The organism is Sulfuricurvum sp. (assembly GCF_041651515.1).
GTDB lineage: Bacteria > Campylobacterota > Campylobacteria > Campylobacterales > Sulfurimonadaceae > Sulfuricurvum.
The window spans coordinates 313,801-328,680 of sequence record NZ_JBAZJF010000001.1; the positions used below are offsets into that span (position 1 = coordinate 313,801).

The 14,880-nt window shown below is 46.0% G+C and carries 19 protein-coding genes; 13 read left to right on the top strand and 6 right to left on the bottom strand.

Features of this window, described 5'->3' with window-relative positions; translation table 11 throughout:
• Positions 1–38 precede the first annotated feature (38 nt).
• Genes WC407_RS01565 through WC407_RS01585 form a run of 5 tightly spaced genes read left to right on the top strand, consistent with a single transcriptional unit; the run spans position 39 to position 3,639 of the window.
• A complete protein-coding gene (locus WC407_RS01565) occupies positions 39–833 on the top strand; it encodes a class I SAM-dependent methyltransferase (protein WP_373020443.1) in 795 nt (264 codons plus the stop codon).
• On the top strand, positions 830–1,678 hold the full coding sequence (gene modD, locus WC407_RS01570; protein ID WP_373020445.1) for a ModD protein: 849 nt from the start codon (positions 830–832) through the stop codon (positions 1,676–1,678). Before WC407_RS01565 ends, modD begins: the two co-directional genes overlap by 4 nt.
• Complete coding sequence (locus WC407_RS01575) at positions 1,675–2,076, top strand: hypothetical protein (protein ID WP_373020447.1); 402 nt, start codon at positions 1,675–1,677, stop codon at positions 2,074–2,076. The genes modD and WC407_RS01575 overlap by 4 nt, the downstream gene beginning before the upstream one ends.
• Positions 2,066–2,740, top strand: coding sequence for a molybdate ABC transporter permease subunit (gene modB / locus WC407_RS01580; RefSeq protein ID WP_373020449.1), 675 nt, complete (start codon positions 2,066–2,068; stop codon positions 2,738–2,740). Before WC407_RS01575 ends, modB begins: the two co-directional genes overlap by 11 nt.
• Positions 2,737–3,639 carry an ABC transporter ATP-binding protein gene (locus WC407_RS01585; RefSeq protein ID WP_373020452.1) on the top strand — a complete coding sequence of 301 codons (903 nt, stop codon included), beginning with the start codon at positions 2,737–2,739 and terminating at the stop codon, positions 3,637–3,639. The genes modB and WC407_RS01585 overlap by 4 nt, the downstream gene beginning before the upstream one ends.
• Before the next feature lie 60 nt (positions 3,640–3,699).
• Here WC407_RS01585 and WC407_RS01590 read toward each other — a convergent pair whose 3' ends face one another.
• Positions 3,700–4,113 (bottom strand): molybdopterin-binding protein, encoded by a 414-nt coding sequence (locus WC407_RS01590; protein ID WP_373020454.1) that lies wholly within the window; start codon positions 4,111–4,113, stop codon positions 3,700–3,702.
• 159 nt (positions 4,114–4,272) lie between these two features.
• On the opposite strand from WC407_RS01590, the gene WC407_RS01595 reads away from it, so the two are divergent.
• Both WC407_RS01595 and WC407_RS01600 read left to right on the top strand, forming a co-directional pair.
• Positions 4,273–4,746, top strand: a complete 474-nt coding sequence (locus WC407_RS01595) for a peptidylprolyl isomerase (protein ID WP_373020456.1) — start codon at positions 4,273–4,275, stop codon at positions 4,744–4,746.
• Positions 4,733–5,212, top strand: coding sequence for a peptidylprolyl isomerase (locus WC407_RS01600; RefSeq protein ID WP_373020458.1), 480 nt, complete (start codon positions 4,733–4,735; stop codon positions 5,210–5,212). The genes WC407_RS01595 and WC407_RS01600 overlap by 14 nt, the downstream gene beginning before the upstream one ends.
• Before the next feature lie 34 nt (positions 5,213–5,246).
• On the opposite strand, the gene WC407_RS01605 is transcribed toward WC407_RS01600, so the two are convergent.
• Positions 5,247–6,122, bottom strand: coding sequence for an alpha/beta hydrolase (locus WC407_RS01605; RefSeq protein WP_373020461.1), 876 nt, complete (start codon positions 6,120–6,122; stop codon positions 5,247–5,249).
• Positions 6,123–6,172: 50 nt separating this feature from the next.
• Here WC407_RS01605 and WC407_RS01610 point away from each other — a divergent pair, with 50 nt between their 5' ends.
• The 3 genes from WC407_RS01610 (at position 6,173) to WC407_RS01620 (ending at position 7,549) form a co-directional block, all read left to right on the top strand.
• Positions 6,173–6,487 (top strand): nucleotidyltransferase family protein, encoded by a 315-nt coding sequence (locus tag WC407_RS01610; RefSeq protein ID WP_373020464.1) that lies wholly within the window; start codon positions 6,173–6,175, stop codon positions 6,485–6,487.
• Positions 6,480–6,833 (top strand): DUF86 domain-containing protein, encoded by a 354-nt coding sequence (locus WC407_RS01615; protein WP_373020466.1) that lies wholly within the window; start codon positions 6,480–6,482, stop codon positions 6,831–6,833. Before WC407_RS01610 ends, WC407_RS01615 begins: the two co-directional genes overlap by 8 nt.
• A 77-nt stretch (positions 6,834–6,910) precedes the next feature.
• Positions 6,911–7,549: a hypothetical protein gene (locus WC407_RS01620; protein WP_373020468.1), complete on the top strand. Its 639-nt coding sequence runs from the start codon at positions 6,911–6,913 to the stop codon at positions 7,547–7,549.
• On the opposite strand, the gene arfB is transcribed toward WC407_RS01620, so the two are convergent.
• The 4 genes from arfB to WC407_RS01640 are packed head-to-tail and all read right to left on the bottom strand — an operon-like array spanning position 7,550 to position 10,052.
• Complete coding sequence (gene arfB / locus WC407_RS01625; protein WP_373020472.1) at positions 7,550–7,972, bottom strand: alternative ribosome rescue aminoacyl-tRNA hydrolase ArfB; 423 nt, start codon at positions 7,970–7,972, stop codon at positions 7,550–7,552.
• Positions 7,947–8,339: a DUF86 domain-containing protein gene (locus tag WC407_RS01630; RefSeq protein WP_373020474.1), complete on the bottom strand. Its 393-nt coding sequence runs from the start codon at positions 8,337–8,339 to the stop codon at positions 7,947–7,949. The genes arfB and WC407_RS01630 overlap by 26 nt, the downstream gene beginning before the upstream one ends.
• Positions 8,332–8,622 (bottom strand): nucleotidyltransferase family protein, encoded by a 291-nt coding sequence (locus tag WC407_RS01635; protein ID WP_373020476.1) that lies wholly within the window; start codon positions 8,620–8,622, stop codon positions 8,332–8,334. The genes WC407_RS01630 and WC407_RS01635 overlap by 8 nt, the downstream gene beginning before the upstream one ends.
• A gap of 53 nt (positions 8,623–8,675) precedes the next feature.
• Positions 8,676–10,052: a DEAD/DEAH box helicase gene (locus WC407_RS01640; RefSeq protein ID WP_373020478.1), complete on the bottom strand. Its 1,377-nt coding sequence runs from the start codon at positions 10,050–10,052 to the stop codon at positions 8,676–8,678.
• Positions 10,053–10,167: 115 nt separating this feature from the next.
• Here WC407_RS01640 and WC407_RS01645 point away from each other — a divergent pair, with 115 nt between their 5' ends.
• From WC407_RS01645 to WC407_RS01655, 3 genes are all read left to right on the top strand, one after another.
• Complete coding sequence (locus WC407_RS01645) at positions 10,168–11,382, top strand: putative glycoside hydrolase (RefSeq protein ID WP_373020480.1); 1,215 nt, start codon at positions 10,168–10,170, stop codon at positions 11,380–11,382.
• Positions 11,383–11,398: 16 nt separating this feature from the next.
• Positions 11,399–13,915: an ATP-dependent helicase HrpB gene (hrpB, locus tag WC407_RS01650; protein ID WP_373020482.1), complete on the top strand. Its 2,517-nt coding sequence runs from the start codon at positions 11,399–11,401 to the stop codon at positions 13,913–13,915.
• 104 nt (positions 13,916–14,019) lie between these two features.
• Complete coding sequence (locus WC407_RS01655; protein ID WP_373020488.1) at positions 14,020–14,871, top strand: hypothetical protein; 852 nt, start codon at positions 14,020–14,022, stop codon at positions 14,869–14,871.
• Positions 14,872–14,880: the final 9 nt, after the last annotated feature.

The window sequence follows — 14,880 nt, forward strand, 5'->3', positions numbered from 1 at the left end:
CGATATTTAAGTATAATAATAACAACGTAGGAGAGACCATGTTTTTAGAACCGATCGATTTTGCCCAAATGTACCGTGAGCATAAAGCGACTACCGATTTCAAAGGTAAAACCAGCAGTGACTGGGATGAAAAATCTGCCGATATGGCAGCCTCTGTTATCAACACCCCTTATGTGAACGATTTCATATCACGCATGAATATCACCGGAGATGAAGTGGTTCTTGACATTGGATGCGGACCGGGAACCCTAGCAATCCCTTTGGCAAAATTGGTCAAAGAGGTGATTGCCATTGACTTCTCCGCACAAATGCTTGAAGAGCTAAAAGCCTATGCTGCGCGCGAAGGGGTTACTAATATTAAGACATATCACCTTAGTTGGGACGATGACTGGAGCGCTTTGCCCCAGGCCGATATCGTCGTTGCATCACGCTCAATGGAAGTCTCCGATATCGATGCGGCTCTCTCTAAGATGTCCGCTCATGCTACCAAAGCATGCTACCTCACCTACAAAGTGGGGGGAAGTTTTGTCGATATGAATATCCTCGATACCATCGGTAAAAAGGTTAAAACCAAACCCGACTACTGGTACATCCCGATTCTTCTCTATTCTCAAGGCTACCTCCCCCGTGTCGATTACATCGAAACAGGTCGAGGAAGTGTCCGAAGCGGAACCGAAGAGGAGTTCGTCGAGTCGTTGATTTGGAGCGTACATGAGTTGAGCGAAGAACAAAAAACCAAAGCACGCCAATACTACCGCGACGTAATCATCGGACAAAGCAGACCTCCTCGCGCAGTTAACTGGGCATTTATCGGATGGGAGACCGCCCAATGATTTTATTAAGTGACCAGGAACTTGAACTCATCCTCGCCGAAGATGTCCCCTACGGCGATTTAACCACCGCATCACTGGGAATCACCGATCAGCGCGCCCGTATCACCTTCTCTACCCGAGATCGTCCGTTGGTCGCCGCATGTACCGAAGAGGCGGTTCGATTGTGCGGACTCTACGGTCTGGAGATTGACGGTTTTGTTAAATCAGGTACCCTTATCCCTCCCAAAAGTATCTTTTTAGAAGCGCACGGCGAAGCGGGAAATATCCACCGCGTATGGAAAAGTATCCAAAACCTCCTCGACTACGCAGGGGGCATCGCCACCTACACCCGCGAAGCCGTGCTCTTAGCCCGATCCGTCAATCCCGACATTGTCGTCGCCACCACCCGTAAAACGGCTCCGTTTACGAAAAAAATAGCGATCAAAGCGGTCGAATCGGGCGGTGGCGTCGCCCACCGTTTGGGTCTCTCCGAATCGATCCTCGTATTTGATTATCACCGTATCTTTTTTGCGAATGATGAAGCGTTTGCGGAAGCGCTCCGTAAAACTAAAAAATCCAATCCCGAGAAAAAAATCGTCATTGAAGTATGTGATATCGCTGAGGCCTTGAAATTTGCCGCAATGGGAGCCGACATTCTCCAGATGGAAAAACTTCCCCTCACCAAGTTAGCCGATGCCGTCCGAATCCTCCGCACCGATTATCCCCATATTACCTTGATCGCCACAGGGGGAATCAGTACCAAAAATATCGCCGAATACGCAGGATGCGGCGTCGATATGATCGTCACCTCATCACCCTACAACGCACAGAGTGCCGATATCAAAGTGAGAATTGAACCGTTATGAATATTTTACCCGCTACCATCACCGCGCTCACGACATCCGAGCATCTCAGTATCCTCACCGTAGCCGTAGGAGATCATCCGTTTCACCTTCTCCTCGCGGAAGCCTCCGATGCAGAGGAACTGCTGGGGACAAACGTCACCTTGGCGTTCAAAGAGACCGAAGTAATCCTCTCCAATCTCTTGAGCGCCACTACCGCCAATATCCACTATGCCCTAGTCCTTCGGATAGAGCGGGGAATCGTCCTCTCCCAAATTACCCTCACCTATGGCGATATGTCAATCACGGCATTGGTTCCGACGTTGACCTTCGATACCCTCGACATACGTGAAGGTGACGACGTCTACTGGATGGTGCAACCCAGCGAAATTTCACTGCTGCGAGGCTCGAATGGAATCTGAATTTCTAACCACAATGCTCTTGACCTTCAAGCTCGCGGCTATTACCACGGCTATCCTTTTAATGATTGCGATTCCCCTCGCCTCTTTTTTAGTGTTCGGGAAAATGCGATTTAAAAGCGTAATCGAAACCGTCGTATCCATGCCTCTCGTCCTCCCGCCATCCGTATTGGGGTTTTATCTCCTCCTCGCCTTTAGCCCCGCATCTATGATCGGAAGTTTTCTCACCGAACACGGTATTCGGCTGGCATTTAGTTTCGAGGGGCTGGTGGTCGCCTCGGTCCTTTTCAGTCTCCCCTTTATGGTTCATCCGATCCAGTCAGCACTCTCCCAAGTCCCTCTCTCGATTATCGAAGCCGCCTATACTCTCGGCAAATCCAAAGTAGAGACAATGCTAAAAGTTGTCCTCCCCTCCATTCGTCACGGATTGATTTCAGGTATTGTCCTCGCATTTGCCCATACGGTGGGAGAGTTCGGGGTCATTTTGATGATCGGGGGAAATATCCCCGGTGAAACACGTGTCGCCTCCATCGCTATCTATGACGAAGTCGAGTCGCTCAACTACGCGATGGCGCACCAATACGCCCTTACCCTCTTTGCGGTCACCTTTGCGATCTTACTCCTCGTTTATACCCTCAATAAAAAGTCTTTGGGGGAGATGCGATGATACGTCTTAATATTACCAAGCATCTCGATACCGCCGAAGGGCCACTTAACGCCCATTTCGAGCTCAGTATCCGTGATAGCGAGTTTCTGACCCTTTTCGGCCCCTCCGGTGCGGGGAAAACAACGCTCCTGCGTCTGATAGCAGGCTTGGAAACACCGGATCGCGGTATCATCGAAGTGGATGACGAAGTGTGGTTTGACAGTACCAAAAAAATCAGCCTGCCCCCTCAAAAACGGAGCATCGGATTTGTCTTCCAAGATTATGCCCTCTTCCCCACCATGAGCGTACGAGACAATCTCTTATTTGCTGCCGATAACGAAGAACAATATCGCAATGTGGATGAGTTAATCGAACTTGTCGAATTAACGCAACTCTCGAACCGTCTCCCCGCCACCCTCTCAGGAGGCCAAAAACAACGTGTAGCCCTTGCTCGGGCTTTGGTACGCCATCCTAAAATACTTTTATTGGATGAGCCGCTATCGGCGCTTGATCCATCGATGCGCCAAAAGCTCCAAGATGAGCTTGCCTTGATCCATGAACGTCTAGGGGTCACCACACTGCTGGTAAGCCACGACATTGCCGAAACGGTCAAGCTCTCCGACCGGCTGGCTTCCGTTGAGCTGGGTAAAATAGTCCGTATTGCTGATCCGATGGATTTTTTCAGCCCCAAAACCCTGAGCGGCAAACTTCAGCTCATAGGAGAGGTGTTAAAAATAGAAGAGGATTTTCCGGCCATGGTTATCACACTGCTGGTAGGCTCCTCGATAGTACGTACCGTCATCAGCAGAACAGAGGCATCAGAACTTCACGTAGGAGAAAAAGCGATCATTTCATCGAAAGCATTTAACCCTATCGTAATGCCGATGGATAATTTTTTACATCACTACAATAAAAAATAATCATCCAGTCTCTCGTTTTTCAATACGACGGGGTTTTAGACTTTGCCCAAAAATAAAGAATTATTTTGCGAGGATAATGAAACTGGCCTTGATAAGCGCATACACCGTATCACCTACTTTGAAATCCAAATCTTCTGCTGCATCTTCGGTTATAACAGCGGTTAAGACTTGATCCCCCATCGCCAATTTTAATTCACTGTTTACCATACCGTTCTTAACTTCTTTAACGGTTGTTTCAATGATATTACGAGTACTGATTTTCCCCGGTTTTTCTTTAGCCACCATTACAAACGGTGCTTTAATAATGGCATAGACACTCTCACCAATAGATAAATTCATCTCTTCTACCGATTCATTCGTTATAACCGCTTTTAAAACGACTCCTCCGACCGATAGTACGATCTCACTGTTAATTTGACCCGCCTTAATTTCGGTAATTGACCCTTTTAACTCATTACGTGCACTCGTTTTCATATTGCTCCTTTGTAATTAAAACACAATAGTATGAAACAATTTTACTTAAAATATTTTTTTTCTAATTTTTGACATAATGCTTTATTATATATTTTTACTATATTATTGCATCCTAAACGTTCATCTCTACCAAATATAATTGACCATGAAGGAAATAGCATGATAATAACAAAAAACTGTATCGTCACCCTCGATTACCACATTAACGACACGGAGGGGAATCTTCTTCATGAAGAGGAAGAGTCCCTTGTTTATCTCCACGGCGGTTACGGTCATATTTTCCCCACGGTTGAAAAAGCGTTAGAGGGTAAACGTATCGGAGAGTCGTTTAAAATCACCCTTTCAGCCGATAAAGCATTCGGAGAATACGATCCCTCTCTCGTTGTCACCGAAGCACTCAGCGAACTTCCGGTAGAAGTAAGCGTCGGGATGGAGCTTGATGGATATTTCGATGAAGATTCCGAAGATGTTGTCATCTATACCGTCACCGAAATAACGGGTAATCAAGCAACCCTCGATGGGAATCATCCGCTCGCGGGGATGGATCTTATTTTCGAAGGGACGGTCTTGGATATTCACGAGGCGACCCAAGAGGAGATTAAAGAGGTGTTGGAGTTTCATGCCCATCACTAAAAACACCGTGGTTACCCTTAATTATCACGTTACAGATGAAAAGGGAAATATCGTCGATGAGGGGAAAGCACCTATTGTTTATCTGCATGGCGGATACGACAATATTTTCAAACCTATAGAAGAGGCGTTAGAGGGTAAAAATATCGGCGATTCGTTCAAAGTCGCACTGACACCGAAAGAATCATTCGGCGAATACAACGATGAGCTGGTGGTTGTCGAAGCGCTATCGGATCTCCCTGAGGATATAGAGATCGGGATGCAGATCGATGGCTATTTGGAAAGCGCCCCGGATGATGTCGTGATCTATACCGTTACGGAGATTCAATCCGATCGCGCCGTACTTGATGCCAATCATCCTTTAGCAGGAATGAATCTTGTTTTTGAGGGAACCGTACAGGGATTAAGAACCGCCAGCAAAAAAGAGATTGCGGCGAAACAATTCATACCCCTGTGGAGTGCTTCATAATGTTTTATCACCGCAATGTGTTTGCGTGGTAACTCTATAGAGCAACTCCAAGGGAGCGGATAAACTGCTCTACCCTCTCGGTATAACCGTTTGGCTTGCCGAGTTCATCATTAATCTCGCCATGGCTAAGCGGTTGTTCGCTCATCTCGATTCGCAACCCCATATTCGTCCCTTTTGCCATAAACGGCTTCGAAGCCTCACACGGTTTATCGTCTCGCACGCTTGAACATACAAGCAACATTGGGGGAGCGGAACGATCAAGCTGATAGAGCGGAGAATCCTGCATCCAAACATTTTTATCACGTCCAAACACATCATCGTAAAAATCGTAATGTTTTCGCTCCATCGTCTGTACCAAATCCATTGTCGCCGTATCGAGCGAAACCGTCCCAAGCCACGGTTTGAGACCGAGCGAAACGTATTTTTGAGGATTAGCCGAGATCAACGAGACCAAATGTGCCCCCGCTGAATGCCCCATCAAAATCACTTTTGAAGCATCTCCGCCCCACGAAACTGCGTGCGACTCAACATACGCAAGAGCCGTTGCGACATCCTCAGCTTGTTGCTGCGGATCCACCTTCGGGACTAATCGGTAGTTGAGCGATACAAATATAGCCCCTTTCGAAACCCATCGATTCATTTTATTTTGAACAACGTTCTCCGATTTTTTATCCCCCATTTTCCATGCACCGCCGTGAACCATTACAATAATAGGAGCGTTTTTAGGATTTGCGGGGAGATAGAGATCGAGAGACTGTTTTTTGTCCTCTCCGTAAGAAAGATCGGAGAGCTTTTTAATTTGAGAAGACGCTTCGCTGTGAGAGCGGTTTGTGATCCAATCACGGATCACTCCGGCTTCCGCCCCGGATGAAATCATTACAGCTATTAAAAGATATCCAATATATTTCATAGTCCCCTCTTTGTATCTATTTTTCTGTTAGCCATTGTATAATAATCATTATGAAACCGACAAAAGAACATATTTTAAATTACCTCCACGAGCTTAAACACGAACTTCACAGTGACGGCATCGTCCAACTCGGCCTATTTGGCAGTTATGCACGCGGAGAAAACACCCTATACAGTGACATCGACATCGCGATTAAAAAAGAGGAAAATTATCTACAATATCGTAATGCATACACCTATTTTGACGAAGTTGCGAAGATTAAACAGCGAATCTTTGAAAAGTTTCATCGCAGCAGCGATATTTTTGATTTGGACAGTACTTCGAGTATGAAAGACTCTATCATCAAGGATATCATCTATGTATAGCGACAGAGCGATGGAGCGAATTCGCGTTATCGATAAGAAAATCGGATTTATCGAAAATATCGTCCGAAACAGCGGTTCAATCATAAAAGCACTCGAAGATGAAGAGAACTCCCGCGCTTCGATCCTCATGCACCTCACCTCTATTGCAGAACAGTTCGATAAACTCTTACACTCAGGTGAGCTCGAAATCCTATCAAACTTCGAAAAACAAGATATCAAAGGGAGCTATGAGCTTCGCAATTTCATCGCCCATGACTACGAGGGGATCGATCTTTATATCGTTGAAAACGTGATTGAAGAGAGGTTTCCGGTTATCAAACAAGGAATCAAAAAGATTCTCTCATGAATATGATCTCAAACCTCTCAGCACAGCTTCATATTCCGCTCGAAGTGTTGGTTCCGAAAGCTTCGGCATAAAGAAGTATGGATACACCATTGAACCATCTTGAAAATTTGAATATCACTAAAACAATTATTGAAGATTGTTTAATGCATCTTCGAAACAAAACATATAATCAACTTAATATGGCACTAATCAATCTTTTAGAAGAAATCTTACGAGAAGTGGAGAGATTTATTACCGGAAGAAGCGATTTAACACTTACAAGTCTTCAAGTTAGAAATATCTTTGAGCTATATCTAATAACAAAACATGTATCGACCAATCAAGAGGGCTTAAATGACTGGTATGGTCAAATGCACAAAGATTCAATTGATCTTCAAAATGGGTTTATGAATCTTTTTTCTAGCCATAATCAGGACATCTCTGAATTACATGATATTCAAGATTTTATAAATGAAAGTTTAGCAAATAGCCCATTTGAATCAAAGCGTGAATTTAATATTAAAAATCTAGCAATCGACTATGATTATTTACTTGACTATCAAGCTATTCATAAATTATGCTCAAAATTAATTCATCCATCATCAATAAAAATAAACTCATTTAAAGCACTATTGGAAGATGACAACTATCTCAATTTACTTATAATATTTGGTGTCTTTTTCTGTCAAAAAATTGAAGTATTATGTCAAACTATTAAATCTGAGAAGAGTAATTAATTACCCTTCCCCTTTGTCAACTTTCCCTCGCATCTTCTTAATATTCCCATGCTTCGTTTTGCTGTCCATCCGTCGCTTTTGAGAGTTGCGGGTCGGTTTGGTCGCGCGGCGCTTTTTTTGAACGATGGTAACGCTTTTGATAAGCTCTGTTAGCCTCTCCAACGCCGCTTCTTTATTCTCTTCCTGACTTCTCGACTCTTGAGATTTGATGTTGATGATCCCCTCTTTGGTAATGCGGTGGTCGGTAATGGCAAGGAGCCGTTCTTTGTAGAAGTCGCTAAGGGACGAGGCGTTAATATCGAAGCGGAGGTGGATCGCGGTGGAGACTTTATTGACGTTTTGCCCGCCCGCTCCTTGGGAGCGGATAGCAGTTATCTCGATCTCAGCGTCGGGGATACTAACGGTATGGGAGATTTGTAACATGGATATCTCTTATCATTTTTTCTATTGTCTGTTGCATCGGTTTAATCTGCTGATCACAAATCCAAAAAATCTCTTCGGCATCAATATCAAAATAATGGTGAGAAATGATATCTCTCACCCCTTTTGCACCCGTCCAGTCTATATCTGTATATTCTTGAAGTAATTGCTTATCCGTTAATTTATCTATTTTTTTTAGACTTTCACCGATAGCAATAAGTTGCATACAAATACCGTCAAGCTTTTCTTTTCCTGCTGGCGAATCGGTAAAAGAGTTGCTATTTTTTACAGGTTCAAAACGACTTAAAACCGTTTTAAGTGCCTCATTGATTTGTTCGAGGATAATGAGGACTCGATTGTTATCAGACAAAGACAGCCTCATTTTCGATACTGCGTTTAAGATAGGGATTCATTTTTTCACGATAGCGGATGAGATCAACATTGAGATGAAAAAGTTCTTCGAGAGTATTTTTAGCATGGACGATAGCAAACATATCCGGCGTTTTGGTTTCTACTACAACATCGATATCACTGTTTGAGTTCGCTTCATTACGAACAGTTGAGCCAAAAAGACCTATACGGATGATCCCAAAATGATCGGCAAAATCATCTTTAAACTGCTTTAAAATATCAAGAGCTTGATCTTTTTGCATCCGTGTCCTTTTGATTTTAGATAGAGTGATTGTAGCATATTCTACTCGATCTATTATCTCCCCCGTCCGCCCGATTTTTTCGGTGAAGGTTTTTTGCTATTGCCGAAGGCACTGTCTCTGCCAGACGGGCTCTTACCGGCAGGTTCATCGCGTGCTAAACGCGGTCCACGTTTGGAGGCAAATTTCGATTGAACCGGCTCTTTTTTACGCTTGTTACCGAAAGCTCCGGCCGTTTTACCTTTTTTCTCGACATCTTTGCTCATGCTTTTACCGCGCGTTTTGAGGAGCCCTTCACTGGCCGGAGGCTCAAATCCCTCGACCAAAACGGTTTCGACATTTTTACCCAGCATCGCTATGATTTTTTCCCATGAGTGGTGCTCTGCGGAGGAGAGAAGCGTGATTGCCAACCCCTCATTGCCTGCACGTCCGGTTCGTCCGATACGGTGGAGGTAGTCGGTACTGACGTGGGGAATATCGTAGTTAATAACGACCGGAAGCCCCTCGATGTCCAAACCGCGTGCAGCGATATCGGTCGCGACGAGAATACGGGCGGTTCCCTCTCGAAACTCACTCAGTGCGCGATCCCTTGCCCCGTGTTTTTTGTCGCCGTGGATAACGACGTTTTTAAGCCCGCTGAGGGTCAAATCATTACTCACCTCATCGGCTTCGATCTTGGTGCGGGTGAAGATGAGGACTTGGGGATAATTGTTTGAACCGATGATAAAGGACAACAGCTCTTTTTTTCGACTTTTTTCGACCGGATGAACCACTTGACGCAGCGTCATATCGGCGGCTTTTAGGTTATCGATCTCAACAAGAAGCGGTTTTTTGAGAATTTTTTCGCTCAACTGTTTTACGGCCGGGGTTAATGTTGCCGAAAAGAGCATGTTTTGGCGAGAGAGGGGAAGCAAATCAATGATCTGCTCCACTTCGCGAATAAATCCCATATCGAAAATCGTATCGGCTTCGTCGAATACCAAATATTCGATTTTTGACAACGGCACATGCCCTTGTTTGTTGAGTTCGATCAGACGACCGGGGGTTGCAACGATAATATCGACACCCTCACCCAGTTCCTTGGCCTGACGAGCCATATTGGCTCCGCCGTACAGAGCGATACAGGTGATATCCAGCCCCTCAGCATACGACTCTACCGCCGTTGCCACTTGAGAAGCGAGTTCACGTGTCGGTACGATAATGAGGGCACGGGCGCTTGAACGTCCTGCCTCGGTATCTTTGATGAGTTTTTGGATGATCGGCAAGGCAAACGCTGCGGTTTTTCCTGTCCCGGTTTGTGCCGCGCCGAGAATATCACGTCCTCGTAATACGAGCGGAATCACTTGGGTTTGGATCGGTGTCGGCTCCGTGTACCCTTTTTGTGCTAGGGTATCGAGTAGGTGGGGAGTGAGCCCCAGAGTCGTGAATGACATGGTTTTACCCTTTTTTGGTATCTAATTCATTAATTTTAACATTTTATCGCTTCAATCCTCCTCTATATGGACTTTTTTTTGCTACGATGTCGCCATTAGATTACAAGGGCGAAAATTGAAGGTATTAGTTGTTTTAGCAGTGTGTGTAACCTTAACATGGGGAGCGTCGATCAGCGGAGTCATTTACGACAAAGCGACCTCCAAACCGATCCAAAATGCGATTATTATTTCGCAGAACAAAGAGTATCGAAGCGATTGCAACGGGTCGTTTAGAGTACCGGCTTCTAGCATGATTGGGGTACGAGCCGTCGGGTATGATCGCAAGTTTTACACAAGCGGCGGAAAAATGTATCTGAACCGTTTTATCCCAAAAGCACTCTATCTCTCCAGTTTCGGTGCTACAAGCAGCAAAATCATGGGAAATGCCAAACACCTTCGTCAAACGACCGAGATCAATGCCTTTGTTATCGATGTGAAAATGGATCGCGGACAAATCGCGTTTAAAACGGCCAACCCTACGGCCAACAGTATCGGTGCGCAGGACGTTGTTTTGTTCAAAGATATTAAAAAATTCGTTGCTGATCTCCATAAAGAAAAAATATACGCCATTGCCCGTATTGTCTCCTTTAAAGATACCCCTTATGTCACAGCTCATCCGGATATGGGTGTACGAACGACAGACGGATCGCTTTTCAAAGACAAAGAAGGTCTTTACTGGATCGATGCCTCACGCAAAGAACCGCGCGACTACATCATAAGTATCGCGGCAGAAGCTGCAGCGGCGGGATTTGATGAAATTCAATTTGACTATGTCCGATTTCCGGATCGAAAAGGGGTGAAATTTTCGGTCGAAAACACTCAGTCCGAGAGGGTAAAAGCGATTTCCGGATTTTTGGAAGCGGCCCGCGAACGTCTCCTCCCCTACAACGTCTTTATCTCTGCCGATATCTTCGGATACGTCAGCTGGCATGATGCCGACATTGAAATCGGTCAACGTGTCGATGCCCTTTCACCGTATGTCGATTATCTCTCTCCGATGCTCTACCCATCCGGCTTTAATGCAGGAATTCCGGGGTATCGCAATCCGGTAGCGGCGAACTACGAGATCGTTAAACTCTCGCTTGATAATGCCTTGAAAAAATCGGCCAATTCACCGCTTTGTTACCGTCCATGGCTCCAAGCCTTCCGTGATTACGCCTTTGACCGCCGCATCTACGGAGAGAAAGAGATACGAGATCAAATCCGTGCCAGCGATGATTTCGGAAGCTGCGGATGGATTTTGTGGAATCCGCGTAACGTTTACACAGCCGCCGGATTGATGAAGCTCTGATTTATATCATTGCCGCATGAATACCCTCCCTATCCACGACGTTATTGAGACCCTACGTCAAACACTCAGCAATCATAACCGTCTCATACTGCAAGCTCCTCCCGGAGCGGGTAAAACAACTGCCGTCCCCCTCTCTTTGTTAAATGAACCCTGGCTTGAGGGAAAACAAATCATTATGCTTGAGCCCAGACGCCTTGCGGCTCGTGCAAGTGCTTCACGGATGGCACAATTGCTCGGAGAGTCTGTCGGAATGAGGGTCGGATATCAAATCCGTTCTGAAAAAAAAGTGAGTGATCAAATCCAAATCTTGGTGGTTACGGAGGGGATTCTCACCCGTCGTCTCCAAAGCGATCCTACTCTGGAAAATGTCGCCCTTATCATCTTTGATGAGTTTCACGAACGGCATCTGCACAGTGACCTCTCCCTAGCTTTTGCCCTTCAAACACAAGAGTGTCTGCGCGATGATCTCAAAATCATGGTGATGTCGGCAACCCTCGATACACGCGGATTAAGTACACTATTGGAATCGGCACCGATCATCACCAGTGAGGGAAAAAGCTATCCCGTTGCCCTCACCCATCTAAAGCCCAATACAACACCGATCGATCCTAACAATATTGTCCCTCCTCTTTTCACCCTGAGCTGTGAGGTTTTAGAGAAAGAGAGCGGAGATATTTTGATTTTCTTACCCGGAGTTCGTGAAATAAAATCGCTTGAACTTCTCCTAAAAAGTTATGCCAAAGAGAGATCCTCCGAGCTGCTTATAGCCCCTCTTTACGGTGATCTTTCAAAAGCCGATCAAGAGAGAGCCATCACCCCGGCTAAAATGCGAAAAGTGATATTAGCGACCAATATCGCCGAAACCAGCCTCACGATTGACCGGGTGAAAATCGTGATCGATTCGGGATTGGAAAGGGTCGTTAAATTTGACGCTTCGAGCGGGATGGAGCGACTGGTCACCCAAAAAATTTCCCGTGCCTCCGCAACACAGCGTGCCGGACGTGCAGGTCGCCTATGCGAAGGGAGCTGTTATCGGTTATGGAGTGAAATTGCCCACCACTCCCTCGCACCCCACAGCGAGGCTGAAATACTCCAATGCGATCTTACCCCCCTCGCATTAGAGTTAAGCGCGTGGGGTTCGAGTGCCAACGAACTGCGATGGATCGATCCACCCCCTTCTCACGCACTCGAACAGGCGTATACCCTCTTGGAGGGATTAGATGCACTCCATTCACCGAAACGTATCACTGCGCATGGGACATCCCTCCTTACTCTGGGACTTCATCCGCGACTTGCCCATATGATTATGGCGGCAAAACACCAAGGGTATCAAAGCGAAGCGATTCTACTGGCCACCCTCTTAAGCGAACGCGATCCGTTTGCCGGATTACAAGAGAAATCTGCCGACATTCGGGAGCGATTTTGGCTTTTAAGAGATTATCTTCAAAATCGCACGATTCCGCCCCACCTGCATGACAGACTGGATCAGCTCCGTATCAGTGTCCGAGAGCTTGCACAGCGTTTGAGAATATCGATCGGTTTCGATACGGAGTGTTCGGATGAAACCGTTGCTGTTTTACTGGCTATGGCCTATCCTGACCGTATTGCTCGTATCCGTCAAACCTCTACGAATCGTTATCTCACTGCCACCGGTAAAGAGGCAATGCTGGATAGCAGAGACGATCTCTCCGGTCGTGAGTGGCTCATCATTGCTCGGAGTGACGGAGACACCAAAACCTCGCGTATCCATTTGTGTGCTCCCATCACTGACGAAGCGGTCCACAACCGTTTTTCCCATTTGATTTCCACCGAACAAACGCTCACGTGGAATGAACAGACTCAGCGGGTCGAAAGTCGGGAAATCACGCAGCTGGGTGCCATCCTCCTTGAGTCTCGCTCCATAGAAGCTCAAGACAAAGATAAAGTAGCCAAAAAACTGTGTGAAGGGATCCGTATCAGTGGATTGGGATCTCTGCCGTGGTCGGAAAAGGGACGCTCCTTTCTCTATCGGCTTCGCTGCTTGCATCACCACGAAAAACGTAACCATTCCTATAGCGATTCAGAACTTCTTGAAACGTTGGAATCGTGGCTGCTGCCGCATCTTACGAGGCACAATTCATTACGCGATCTGCAAACACTCGATCTTTATACCATTCTCTCTTCTGCTCTTGATTGGGAGAGCCTCAAACGCCTCGATCACCTTTTTCCTGAATACTATCTCGCACCAACCGGGAACCGATTTGGTATCGATTATTCCGATCCAGAATCCCCCGTTTTAGCAGTACGGATACAAGAACTGTTCGGTCTCAATGCGCATCCAAACGTTTGGGAGGAAAAACTGCCGCTGCTGATCCATCTCCTCTCGCCTGCTCACCGCCCTATCCAAATGACCCGCGATCTCGTCGGATTTTGGAACGGTTCGTACAATGACGTCAAAAAAGAGCTAAAAGGGAGATATCCGAAACATTATTGGCCCGATGATCCCCATCATGCGCAAGCAACAAGCCGAACCAAAAAGTTTATGAATACCTAAATAATACTCCAGACGAGCATGGCGTTTGTTATTCATTTAACGAATTCAAGTAAAATCCCGATACAATTGCCGACCTTAAACCATTTACACTATTTTGCGAGACCATGAAGCGAACTCACTCTTATTCTTTATATGCACTCATCATCGCTTTTCTCGTCCATTTTATAGTCGTTTTATTGCTTGTTATTTTTAATCTGTTTGTCCCGAAACCACAGAAACAGCCTCCCCCTCCACCACAAGAACAGCGCTTTAAACTCTCGTTAAAAGAGCATCCGAATGCATCTAAAGAGGCTATCATCAAAAATGATATTCCGAAAATAACTAAGACACGTTCCATCCCCAGAGGTGAGCAACTCATAAAACCGAATAAGAGTGTCCCCACACCGCAGCCCCCCAAACCACAGCCGCCGGTAAAACAACCTACTCCGGTTTCTCAACCCGTAACAACACCGATTGAGCCCAAAAAAGCCTTTGAGCGTCATGTTGCCAAAACCGTCGCAACGATTGAGCGAGAACCGATCAAATCCCAAGGGTTGTACGATTATCTCTCAAAAGCCGATCCAAGCGCCCAATCCGCGCCCAAAGGATCAATGACACGGATTAGCGACAGTATCCAACGTCTTTACGGTGATAAATTTAATGAGCTCTCCGCCGGGGAGCAAAAATACATTATTGACAACCAAGAGGCCATGCGCCGTATTACCCAAGGGGTACTTGATCGCTACGGCCGCTCAAAAATTCCTGACAACATACGAATCAACGATACCAATATGGTTGAATTTTATCTCTATCCCGACGGAAGTATCTCCGATATGCACCTGCTTAAAAACAGTCAGCTCTCTATCCTCGATGATACGACCAAGGAGACGATCGAACTCGCTTATGCAAAATATCCGCGCCCTGAGCAAAAGACACTGATCCGCTACCGCGTTTGGTATAACCTTACCGGCTATTAAGAGCGCTTC

Bases quoted from the DNA above. Each gene is read 5' to 3' on its own strand.
- WC407_RS01565 (WP_373020443.1), top strand. From the start codon at position 39: ATGTTTTTAGAACCGATCGATTTTGCCCAAATGTACCGTGAGCATAAA.
- modD (WP_373020445.1), top strand. From the start codon at position 830: ATGATTTTATTAAGTGACCAGGAACTTGAACTCATCCTCGCCGAAGAT.
- WC407_RS01575 (WP_373020447.1), top strand. From the start codon at position 1,675: ATGAATATTTTACCCGCTACCATCACCGCGCTCACGACATCCGAGCAT.
- modB (WP_373020449.1), top strand. From the start codon at position 2,066: ATGGAATCTGAATTTCTAACCACAATGCTCTTGACCTTCAAGCTCGCG.
- WC407_RS01585 (WP_373020452.1), top strand. From the start codon at position 2,737: ATGATACGTCTTAATATTACCAAGCATCTCGATACCGCCGAAGGGCCA.
- WC407_RS01590 (WP_373020454.1), bottom strand. From the start codon at position 4,113: ATGAAAACGAGTGCACGTAATGAGTTAAAAGGGTCAATTACCGAAATT.
- WC407_RS01595 (WP_373020456.1), top strand. From the start codon at position 4,273: ATGATAATAACAAAAAACTGTATCGTCACCCTCGATTACCACATTAAC.
- WC407_RS01600 (WP_373020458.1), top strand. From the start codon at position 4,733: ATGCCCATCACTAAAAACACCGTGGTTACCCTTAATTATCACGTTACA.
- WC407_RS01605 (WP_373020461.1), bottom strand. From the start codon at position 6,122: ATGAAATATATTGGATATCTTTTAATAGCTGTAATGATTTCATCCGGG.
- WC407_RS01610 (WP_373020464.1), top strand. From the start codon at position 6,173: ATGAAACCGACAAAAGAACATATTTTAAATTACCTCCACGAGCTTAAA.
- WC407_RS01615 (WP_373020466.1), top strand. From the start codon at position 6,480: ATGTATAGCGACAGAGCGATGGAGCGAATTCGCGTTATCGATAAGAAA.
- WC407_RS01620 (WP_373020468.1), top strand. From the start codon at position 6,911: ATGGATACACCATTGAACCATCTTGAAAATTTGAATATCACTAAAACA.
- arfB (WP_373020472.1), bottom strand. From the start codon at position 7,972: ATGTTACAAATCTCCCATACCGTTAGTATCCCCGACGCTGAGATCGAG.
- WC407_RS01635 (WP_373020476.1), bottom strand. From the start codon at position 8,622: ATGCAAAAAGATCAAGCTCTTGATATTTTAAAGCAGTTTAAAGATGAT.
- WC407_RS01640 (WP_373020478.1), bottom strand. From the start codon at position 10,052: ATGTCATTCACGACTCTGGGGCTCACTCCCCACCTACTCGATACCCTA.
- hrpB (WP_373020482.1), top strand. From the start codon at position 11,399: ATGAATACCCTCCCTATCCACGACGTTATTGAGACCCTACGTCAAACA.
- WC407_RS01655 (WP_373020488.1), top strand. From the start codon at position 14,020: ATGAAGCGAACTCACTCTTATTCTTTATATGCACTCATCATCGCTTTT.